10 protein-coding genes and 1 pseudogene are annotated in these 9,519 nt (G+C 65.2%); 3 read left to right on the top strand and 8 right to left on the bottom strand.

Annotated elements, in window-relative coordinates:
- Positions 1-313: 313 nt before the first annotated feature.
- Positions 314-1,165 (bottom strand): LLM class F420-dependent oxidoreductase, encoded by an 852-nt coding sequence (locus VML93_RS31860; RefSeq protein WP_325616791.1) that lies wholly within the window; start codon positions 1,163-1,165, stop codon positions 314-316.
- Between the two features lie 76 nt (positions 1,166-1,241).
- Positions 1,242-1,598: a VOC family protein gene (locus VML93_RS31855; RefSeq protein ID WP_325616789.1), complete on the bottom strand. Its 357-nt coding sequence runs from the start codon at positions 1,596-1,598 to the stop codon at positions 1,242-1,244.
- Positions 1,599-1,644: 46 nt separating this feature from the next.
- Between VML93_RS31855 and VML93_RS31850 the strand changes: the two genes are divergently transcribed.
- Positions 1,645-2,598, top strand: coding sequence for a 2-hydroxyacid dehydrogenase (locus VML93_RS31850; protein WP_325616787.1), 954 nt, complete (start codon positions 1,645-1,647; stop codon positions 2,596-2,598).
- Here the strand turns inward: VML93_RS31850 and VML93_RS31845 are convergent.
- Together VML93_RS31845 and VML93_RS31840 are read right to left on the bottom strand one after the other, a co-directional pair.
- Complete coding sequence (locus tag VML93_RS31845) at positions 2,595-3,113, bottom strand: hypothetical protein (protein WP_325616785.1); 519 nt, start codon at positions 3,111-3,113, stop codon at positions 2,595-2,597. The genes VML93_RS31850 and VML93_RS31845 overlap by 4 nt on opposite strands.
- Positions 3,114-3,115: 2 nt before the next feature.
- A complete protein-coding gene (locus VML93_RS31840; protein ID WP_325616783.1) occupies positions 3,116-4,276 on the bottom strand; it encodes a hypothetical protein in 1,161 nt (386 codons plus the stop codon).
- A gap of 26 nt (positions 4,277-4,302) precedes the next feature.
- Here VML93_RS31840 and VML93_RS31835 point away from each other — a divergent pair, with 26 nt between their 5' ends.
- Positions 4,303-4,572, top strand: coding sequence for a hypothetical protein (locus VML93_RS31835; RefSeq protein ID WP_325616781.1), 270 nt, complete (start codon positions 4,303-4,305; stop codon positions 4,570-4,572).
- Positions 4,573-4,590: 18 nt separating this feature from the next.
- Here VML93_RS31835 and VML93_RS31830 read toward each other — a convergent pair whose 3' ends face one another.
- Complete coding sequence (locus tag VML93_RS31830; protein WP_325616779.1) at positions 4,591-5,760, bottom strand: SPFH domain-containing protein; 1,170 nt, start codon at positions 5,758-5,760, stop codon at positions 4,591-4,593.
- Between the two features lie 243 nt (positions 5,761-6,003).
- Positions 6,004-6,342, bottom strand: a complete 339-nt coding sequence (locus tag VML93_RS31825) for a DUF732 domain-containing protein (RefSeq protein WP_325616777.1) — start codon at positions 6,340-6,342, stop codon at positions 6,004-6,006.
- A gap of 490 nt (positions 6,343-6,832) precedes the next feature.
- Here VML93_RS31825 and VML93_RS31820 point away from each other — a divergent pair, with 490 nt between their 5' ends.
- Positions 6,833-7,084 carry an alpha/beta fold hydrolase gene (locus tag VML93_RS31820; RefSeq protein ID WP_325616793.1) on the top strand — a complete coding sequence of 84 codons (252 nt, stop codon included), beginning with the start codon at positions 6,833-6,835 and terminating at the stop codon, positions 7,082-7,084.
- Here VML93_RS31820 and VML93_RS31815 read toward each other — a convergent pair.
- Together VML93_RS31815 and VML93_RS31810 are read right to left on the bottom strand one after the other, a co-directional pair.
- Positions 7,036-9,216, bottom strand: coding sequence for a serine/threonine-protein kinase PknD (locus VML93_RS31815; RefSeq protein WP_325616775.1), 2,181 nt, complete (start codon positions 9,214-9,216; stop codon positions 7,036-7,038). The two genes, VML93_RS31820 and VML93_RS31815, sit on opposite strands and share 49 nt — an antisense overlap.
- 42 nt (positions 9,217-9,258) lie before the next feature.
- Positions 9,259-9,519 (bottom strand): annotated as a pseudogene (locus VML93_RS31810) (phosphate ABC transporter substrate-binding protein PstS); the annotation flags it as partial.

Here is a 9,519-nt window from a genome sequence, read left to right as displayed (position 1 = left end):
GGCGGTTAGAGCGGGCATGCGAGTCATGTGCGTGTCCGAATCCGTGTGGGGTCCTTGCGTAGACGACCATCACGCCGTGCCCTCTTGGGATCCTGAACGGATCCTTAAAGGATTCTTGAAGCGCTCGGCACCGGACCACGGTTGCGCTGATGTTCGACCTCACTGAGTCGAGGGCGCGTTGTGGCGAATCACGCTAATTCACAACAGATTTCGCCAAACTGACGCGCAGCCGGCCCGCCGCGGGCGCTCCGCGTCCATGCCTTGGCAAGGCGCCCGGCGAGTGACCACGGACACATTGCGGCCGCTCGGCCGGCTAAACGGCTGCGACCTGTTCCAATGCGGCGAGGTGTTCGTCGACATTCCTCAGGCCGGCATTCATGGTGTTGACCGACAGGTGCGTGGCCCCGGCATCTTTCCAGGCCGCGATGTCCTGAACAGCCTTTTCGCGGTCGCCGGTCCAGCTGACCCGGCCTTCCATCCCAAGACTCTCGGCGTCCCGGCCGGCGGCCGTCGCCGCACGCTCGACCTGCTCGCGCGCATAGTCCAGACCAGGCCCGGGGTCCATCATCGGGAACCAGCCGTCGCCGAGCCGTCCGGCGCGTTCGTAGGCGCGGTCGGAGGCCGCGCCGAACCACACCGGGATCGGCCGCTGGACCGGCATCGGGGCCAGCCCCGCCCCGGTCAGCGTGTGGTACTTCCCGCTGAAGCTGACCGATCGCTCGGTCCACAGTTTGCGCATGACCTCGACCTGCTCTTCGGAGCGGGTGCCGCGGTTGGTGAACTTCTCGCCGAGCGCCTCGTATTCGACCGCGTTCCAGCCCAGCCCCACACCGAGCCGGAATCGCCCGCCGGTGAGCAGATCGACCTCGGCGGCTTGTTTGGCCACCAGCACCGATTGTCGCTGCGGCAGGATGATCACGCCGGTGACCAGTTCCAGCGAGGTGATCGCGGCCAGGTACCCGAACACGACAAACGGCTCGTGGAACGTCGTGTCGATGTCGTAGGGCCCCTGCCAGCCCTGGTGCACCGTCGGGTCGGCGCCCACCACGTGGTCGTAAGCCAGGATGTGGGTGAATCCAAGTTGCTCGACGCCCTGCCCGTAGGCGCGTACGGCGGCAGGGTCTCCGCCAAGCTCGGTCTGGGGAAACACAACTCCAATGCGCATTCGGCATTCAACCACGCCGTGCCGCAATTACTTCCCGGGTGACTAATGTCGGTGCGCAGGAACGTCTTTCAGCGGTTCAGCGGGCTTTCAGTGGACTGTAGAAGACCAAGCCGTTGCCCTTGTTGTCGTGGACCACGGCTCGGCGCTCGTGTGCGTCGTCATACGGGCCTTGCACGATGCCGCCACCACTGGCCTCAACGGCCTTCGCCGCGGCGTCGACGTCGGAGGTCTTGATGCCGACGACAACCTGGCCGGGAATGGGATGGTCCACCGCGGTAGCCAGCGCGACGGTCACCGACCCACCGTCGAGCGCGGCGAAGTGGGCTCCGTCGCGGAACTTCAACGCCATGCCCAGGGTCTCGCTGTAGAACCGGATCGATTCGTCCAGGTCGTCGGTCGACAAGACGACCATTCGCACTTCATGCCCGCTCACTGCTGCCTCCTTGGAATCGTTTGTGGCCAAGGGAGATGATGGCAGCGTGACGGTGCAGAAAGCCGACGACATACTACGGATCGGCGAGTTCGAGCCGACATTCGAAGCCGAGTTGCTGGCGCGCTACGAAATCCCCAGGCTTCCTGACGGTCCGGGACGGGCCGAGTTCCTGGCGGAGCGCGGGGCCGACATCCGGGTGGTGGTGACGTCGGGTCCGCCGGGCGTCGACGCCGACACCCTCGCTGCGCTACCCAACCTGGAGGCGATCGTCAACAACGGGGCGGGTGTGGATTCGATCGATCTGGCGGTGGCCAAGCGTCGCGGCATCGGCGTGAGCAACACACCGGACGTGTTGTCGGACACCGTCGCCGACACCGCCCTGGGGCTGATCCTGATGACGCTGCGCCGGTTCGGCGCCGCCGACCGCTACGTGCGGGAGGGACGGTGGGTGCGCGACGGACCCTTCGGCTACGCCAGGGACCTCAGCGGCCTTCAGGTCGGGATCCTGGGCTTGGGCCGCATCGGATCGGCGATCGCGACTCGGCTGCTCGGATTCGACTGTGCCATTGCGTATCACAATCGCCACCGCATCGACGGGTCGCCGTACCGCTACACCGATTCGCCGGTGGAGCTGGCCGAGTCGGTCGACGTCCTGGTCGTAGCCACTACAGGTGACGCCCACCGGCTGGTCGACCGGCCCGTCCTCGAGGCGTTGGGCCCCGACGGCTACCTGATCAACATCGCCCGCGGCAGCGTCGTAGACCAGGACACGCTGGTCGAGTTGCTGGCCGGCGGCGGGCTGGGTGGAGCGGGCCTCGATGTCTTCGTCGACGAACCGAACGTGCCTGCCGAGCTGTTCACCCTGGACAACGTGGTGCTGTTCCCGCATATCGGCAGCGCGACTGCCCGCACCCGCCGAGCGATGGCACTGCTCGCGATCCGCAACCTGGACAGTTACCTCAGCACCGGCGAGCTGGTGACGCCGGTGGCCGCGAGCTAACCCGCCGGCTGCGGAGGCAGCCCTCGTTGCAGTTGGCTCACGGTGTCGAGCCGGAGGTGGACGGTCGCAAGGTCGGATTCGAGAGCGGTCGTGTCCGGCATTGTCGTCGCGGCGGTGTAACGCGCGACCGCGCCTTCGATGCTCTCGACCGTTGTGGTGATCGCTCCCAGCAACGCTTCTTTGTGGGCGGGCGCCAGCTGCGAAACTGCGACGAGGTGATCGTCGAGGTTGAGCGCGGTCTGTTCCAGATCGGCCCGCAGCATCAGCGTCGAGCCGGTATCGAGAGCGTTCGCGGCCTGCAATGCCGACATCGCGTCACGCAGCCTGCGGTGCAGCCGGGCCTCAGGTTCGTGCGATACGGCCCAGCTCCGGGGTGCCCGCGTCGGACGGCCCGCAACCAGCTGACTGTCGCGGCTGAGCGCCCGCTGCTGGTTGTGATTGACGATCGCGACGACGCCGACCGCAAACCCCACGATGAGGGCGAGCACCAGTATCACCACCACGAGGATGGCCACGGCTACCTCCTGCGAATATGGCGGGCGGGCGCATGGGTCGAATGATGCCCGTGCGCACGGAAATAGACAAAGATCGCGATCACCGTTACCACGACCAGGACCGCGATCGTGATCGCGATCGCCAACTTGACCTTGCTCCACGGCCGATCGCCGGCCACTTCGCCGGTGAGCCCGTTGATGGCCACCTGGAACGGCCGGTTGCTGTACATCACGGTCAGCAGCCACAGCGGTAGCAACAGGTGTTTGAACCCGAGGTAGTTCCACGTGGTGTTGAGTTGGTGTATCCGCTGACGGTCCCCGCCGATGTCGGAACGTACCGTCTGCTCAACGGCTTTCTGCATCTCCTGCTGCGCTTCGGGCAGCGCCTGCTCGGCGTCTTTGTCGTAGGTGCGACACAGGTGGCCGGCGACGAATTCCCCGGAGTAGGTTCTGGCCTGTTCCACCGGCCACGGCTCGAGCGTCTTGATCCGTTTCCGATTGAGGGTTTCGCTGTCGTTGGCCAGCACCGGCAGGTCGACGAAGTTGTTGTTCACCTGTCCCGAGACGCGGTACCACATTGTTTCCGTCGCGTATATCGGGTCGCCGTCGTCGTCGGTGCCGACCCGGACTTCGTAGTCCTCGCCGCGTTCGCCTTCGTACTGCGTGTCGGTGTTGGCGTCATAGGTGAAATACGCCGTATACAGACTGGAGAAGGCGCCGATCTCTCGGTATTTCTTGAAGTTGGTGGGCGCGAACCAGCGCTTGGTAACCCACTTCTCGATGAGGTCACGGGCCTGTTTTTCGTCGACTTGAAATGGCACCAGGCCGTCCACCGGCAGCCGCGCCGGAGCGTTGTGCACGTCGTCGCGCTGAATCGGCGTCGCACAGTAGGGGCACTTGGTGGCTGTCAGGCTGCCCGCGAATTCGGTTGTGCCGCCACAGTTCTGGCATTTGACCTCGCGCATGCCGGTGACGTTCGGCCCGTCCTGGCGCTGTTGCAGCTCCCTCAGCTGCTGCATGGCACCGCGCAATTCGCGCGATCTGACCGGGGTATTGGGCGCGGCGATGTCGTAGTAGTTGCCGCAGCTGGGACAGCGCAGTTTCTGGCTGCCGATGTCGAAGTTGAGCTGCCCGCCGCACGCCGCGCACGGATAAGTGCGGGTGCGCTCGGTCTGGTGGAACATCGCGGGCGCGGCCGCCTGCCCGGCGAATGGACGGACTGTCGGTGGTGGCGGGGCCGCGGTTGGCGGCGGGCCTAGCGGTGGTGGGCCTGCCTGCGGTCGGGGTAGCGGCGGTGGGCCCGTTTGCGGTCGGGGTAGCGGCGGCGGGCCTGCCGGTGGCCGCGGCAGCGGTGGCGGGCCAGTCTGTGGTCGGGGTAGCGGTGGTGGGCCTACCGGTGGCCGCGGCAGGGGCGGCGGGCCGGGCTGGGGCCGCGGTAGGGGTGGTGGCTGCGGAGGCCGTGGACCCTGGCCCTGCGTAAGGTCCCCTGGTCCGAAACTCATTGCTGCGGCGGCAGCGGCGGCGGTGTGCCGGGCAACGGCGGCGGCGTGCTGAACAACGTCTGCAGTGCCGGCACTGTCGACGCGGGGGCCCAGCCTGGCATCCCTTCCGTCCACACCACGGTGTCGCGGGTCAGCTGGCCGTTGGAAACGAATTGCCGTAGCGCGTTGACGGGGTATGGGCCGGCCGGCTGGCCGCCCTGGTCGAAATGGAACTGCTGCTGCGTTGGCAGCGGCGGTGGCGCGGCCTGCGCCTGCGGCGGTGCTGCCGCGAATTGTTGCGGTTGGGCGTAACCGCCCTGCGCCGCGCCGGCCATCTGAGCGCCCAGCGCGACTCCGAGGCCGGCCTGGATCGCCGAGCCCGCCGCACCCCCACCCTCGTTTTGCGCTGCCGCCAACATCGCGTCGGCCCGGCGCGCCTGCTCGAAACGGTTGAGATCGCCGACGTTGTTGAGGAAGCCGCTCTCCTCAACACCCCGGGCAACGCCGCGGGTCATCGCCTGCTGGATCTCCTCGGGCAGCGAGATCGTCATGGTGACCGCGTCGATCCCGAGGCCGAACGCCTGCACTCGCTGGGCGACGAACTCCCGCAGCTTGTCCGACAACTCCACCTGGCGGCCCTGCAGGTCGATCGCGCCCAGGCCGGTGCCCATCACCATGTCGTTGAACGCCAGCGCGATATTGCGCCGGATCATCTCGGTGATCTGCTCCATGTCCACCACGCTCTGGGTGCCGAGCACCTGGCGCAGGAAGACGGTCGGGTCGGTCACCCTGACCACGGTGGTGCCGTTGGCCCGTACCTGCACCATCCTGAAGTCCGGATCCCGAACCGTCACCGGCTGCGGTGTGCCCCAACGTAAGTCGGGATACGGACGGGTGTTGACGTAGTAGACCTCGGACCGGAACGGGCTGTTGAATCCGTACTTCCAGCCCTGCAGCGTGCCCAAGATCGGCATATTCTCGCTGGTCAGCGTGTAGTGACCGGGATTGAACTGATCGGCCAGCTGCCCCCGATAGACGAACATGGCCCGCTGGCCCTCGCGGACGACCAGCTGCGCACCGTTCTTGATCTCGTTCTGATAGCGCGGGAACCGCCACGCCAGCGTCGTGTTCGTGTCGTCGAGCCATTCGATGATGTCGACGAACTCGCCCCGGATCATGTCGCGCATGCCCATGGCCTTTAAGCCCCCATCGTCCGCGGACCCGCTGGCACGACGTCGGCGTCGCTCAGCGAGCTCGATCTGTAGATATCTTGGCGAATCTTACGCGGCGTCCAGCTACCGAGAAGTCGTTTGTGGCCAAGCCTGACGGTGACTGCTGGCGGCCGACAATTTGGGACCGGAGCGGTTCGGCCACTCTGCTCACGCACACCAATGCGGGAACCCATTCGGGTTCCCGCATTGCGGTTAGGGCTACGCGCCGTGAGTGACGTACTGCGGGCAGTAGGACGATGCGGCGTCGACGGCGAATTCCTTGGCGCCTTCAGCGTCCAGACCGGTCGCGTCGGCGACCTCGCCGTAAACCTGCTGTGCCGAATGCCCCGCGTCGAGTGAGGCGCAGACGGCGTGCGCGTCTTTGATGGCGCGCGCAGCGCTCGGCGGCGTGATGCCGTCAGCCTTGATCTTGGCGAGGAAGGAGTCATCGACCGAGGTCGCGCCGGCGGTGCTGGCGAAGCCGAGCGCAGCCAGACCGAGAGTGCCGGCAGTCAGGATGATGCCCGCGAGGGATGAGGTGGAACGGTGAGAAAACATTTCGAATCCTTTGCTGATGTGGTGGTGGTGAACGCTGGTTTGCGTTGATCACAGAATCAGCACCGTGTCTTTGCAGATTCTCAATACATCCTTGGCGAAATTGAAATGTGGCGCGGAACCCAAGGGGTCTCTCTGGCGACGCCGAAAGCCCGCGCCGACGACAAGCCTGGCTTCTGACTCTGGTGCCTACCTTCCCGGAGGCGTCTCGTCGACTGCCGCGGTCAGATGGAACTAGTGCGCCGCACCATGATTGTGGTTTCGTGGCAGCCTCGACTTTGTCGGTGTTGGCTGGCTTGTGTTGCTTCCGATCTGGGTCCGGCCACAGCCATCCGGGAATAGTGCAACGGATCGAGGGGCGCCGAATACTCAAGGTGATCGATAAAGGCAGTAGCACCGATGAGTACTCGATACCGCTGCTGTTCGTCCACGGTGCTTGTCATGGAACGTGTTGCTGGGATGAGCATTCCATCGACTTCTTCGCGGCTCACGGATACGCACCGTTGCGCTGAGCCGGCGCGGCCACGGACAGAGCCCCGGCCGGGAGCGCCTGCGCTGGACACGAATTCAGGACTACGCAGACGACGTCGCCGAGACGGTGGCGCAACTGTCGACTCCGCCAATCCTGGTTAAGCATTCGATGGGTGGTTTCTCGGCGAGCGAACTAGCACGATGCTGGCCCCGCGCTCGGCGGTCTCAGGGCACGTATTTCACGACTCGGCCGTTGCCGCGGTCGGCAACATAGACGGTCCCGTCTTTGTCTACCGCGACCGACAACGGGGTGTTCAGGTCGGTGAACGGTAGCGGGGTCGGGCCGGTCGATCCGGCTGCCAGCTTCACCACCGCGTTGCTGTCGTGTTCAGTGACGTAGATGTTGCCGGAACTGTCCACGTTGATACCCCACGGCGTGGTGATGTCGCCAAACGGTAGTACGGACTGATTGCTCGTTCCGGCATCCAGTTTGAGAACCCTGTTGTTGTCGGTATCGGTGACGTAGACGTTGCCGGTACTGTCCACAGCCACCCCGTCGGGGTTCTTGAGGCCGTTGAACCCCAGCACAGTTTGGGTGTTGGATCCGGCTGCCAATTTCACCACCCTGTTGTTTCCCCGGTCAGCGACGTAGACATTGCCCTGGGCATCCTCGGCCACACCTTCGGGGTAACTCAGGCCGTCGAACGGCAGTTCAGTCTGATGGTTCGAGCCGGGCGCCAGCATCACCACCCGATTGTTGAAATCGGTGACGTAGATCTTGCCGGAGCCACTCACCGCCAACCCCTGCGGCTCGTAAAGCCCGCTGAACGGTAGTTCGGTGGGGCTGGTCGATCCTGCTGCCAGCGTCACGATCCGGCCCTTCATGGTCTGACTGCTGACGTAGACGGTGCCGGAGCTGTCCACCGCGACCCCGCCGGGCGAGAGGCGGAAGTTGAGACCGCTGAAGGGCACCACGGATTGTCCGTGCGCCGACGTCGATGGGCCCGACGGCTTCATGACCACGAGTGCGATGACACCAGCGGCGACCACGAGGACGACCGTGGCGGCGGCGAAAATCCACAGCTTCCGTTTGTTAGGGGGCCTGGTCGTGGGTTCGGGCTGCGATGGTCGGCCCTGTGCCGGCGAGACCCCCGAGCGGGCTGACGACGGAACCCCAGGTCGCCCGGGACCGTTTGTAGCGCCGACAAAAGTGCCGACTCGTGTCTGTTGGTCCCCCGCGCTCGGGCTGGCTGGCGGGGCTCCGGATTGGCTAAGCCAGCTGGTTGGGCCGATCGGCGCTTGTTGGTGTGCCGCGTCGCGGGCGGCTGGCGGAACGCGGGGTTGGTTGGGCCACCTGATGGGGTCAGTGGTGGTGCCGATGTGTGCCGTTGGTGGTCCCGTATTCGGCTTGACTGACGCAACCCCGGATTCGGGCCAGTTCCCGCTGCCGCCAGGCTCGGGACGCGCCACGGTCTCCTGCCCGCTGGGGTAGGGCGGCCCAAAAGCCGGCTTGGCTACCAGGTCCGCGTTGTCGCCTTGCCGCAGGATGGTGGCCTCTTGGCGCTGTTCGTTTGTGGTCAGCGCGTCGTGGGCGGCGTTGGCCAGGTCGCCGGCGGACCAATAGCGTTCCTCGGGGTTTTTGGCCATGCCTTTCGCGATCACCTGATCAAAGGCCACTGGGACCTTGCCGGGCCTCAGCTGGCTGGGCTGTGGTGCAGGTTGTAAGAGGTGGGCTGCGATCAACCGTTCGACTGTGTGGGATTGATAGGGCGGCTTTCCGGTCAAACACTCATCCAGCACACAGGTAAGCGCGTAGATATCGGCGCGGTAGGTGACGTTTTTGGCGCTGAAGCATTCCGGAGCCATGTAATTGTAAGTGCCAACGGCCATCCCGGCCTGGGTGAGCGCTGGGTCCGCGGCGGCGCGGGCCAGACCAAAATCCACCAGATAGGCGAAGTCGTCTCTGGTGACCAGGATGTTCTCCGGTTTGACGTCGCGATGAGTCACGTGGTTGTCGTGCGCGGCATCCAGCGCTGCAGCGATCTGACGAACGATGGCCACCGCTCGTGCCGGGGCCAGCGGACCAAAGCGCTTCAACAAGGTGCCCAGCGAGACGCCGTCGATCATGCGCATCTCCACGTAGAACTGGCCGTCGATGTCGCCGTAGTCGTGAATGGGGACGATGTGTGCTTCGGTCAGCCGCCCGGCGGTGTCCGCCTCGCGCTGCATGCGCGCGCGAAAAGTCTTGTCGCTCGAGAACTGTGGGGAGATCAGCTTGAGCGCGACTATCCGGTGCTTGCGGGTGTCCTCGGCCTCATACACTTCGCCCATGCCGCCGCGACCCAACAGCCGCCTCAGCTGATAGGGCCCGAAACGTAAACCGACCCGCGAAACGGTATCGTTCACCATTCACGTCCTTTCACCGATCGCCTGATTAATGCCGGCTGATTATGAAATTGCGTTCACGGCGGCCGCGATTTTCGCTTGGAACGCGCTCGGCAGCGGAATCGACCCATACTGATCCAATCCGAGCTGGCCCGGGCCAATGGCGGCCTGCATAAATGCCTTTACCGCCGCTCCGGTCGCCGAATCCGGATATTTCGAGCAGACGATCTCATAGGTCGGCTCCACGATGGGATAGGCGCCGGGCTGGGTGGGCCGGTAGAACGAGGAGGTGTCCACCACCAGGTCCCTCGAGTCCGGGCCCTG

Source organism: Mycobacterium sp., from assembly GCF_035499775.1.
Lineage (GTDB): Bacteria > Actinomycetota > Actinomycetes > Mycobacteriales > Mycobacteriaceae > Mycobacterium.
The sequence above is the reverse complement of the archived record's forward strand: the minus strand, read 5'-3'. Positions and strand labels throughout refer to the sequence as shown.

Coding starts and splice junctions, on each gene's coding strand:
- VML93_RS31860 (WP_325616791.1), bottom strand. CDS start 1,165: ATGCGCATTGGAGTTGTGTTTCCCCAGACCGAGCTTGGCGGAGACCCT.
- VML93_RS31840 (WP_325616783.1), bottom strand. CDS start 4,276: ATGTTCCACCAGACCGAGCGCACCCGCACTTATCCGTGCGCGGCGTGC.
- VML93_RS31835 (WP_325616781.1), top strand. CDS start 4,303: ATGGACGGACTGTCGGTGGTGGCGGGGCCGCGGTTGGCGGCGGGCCTA.
- VML93_RS31830 (WP_325616779.1), bottom strand. CDS start 5,760: ATGCGCGACATGATCCGGGGCGAGTTCGTCGACATCATCGAATGGCTC.
- VML93_RS31825 (WP_325616777.1), bottom strand. CDS start 6,342: ATGTTTTCTCACCGTTCCACCTCATCCCTCGCGGGCATCATCCTGACT.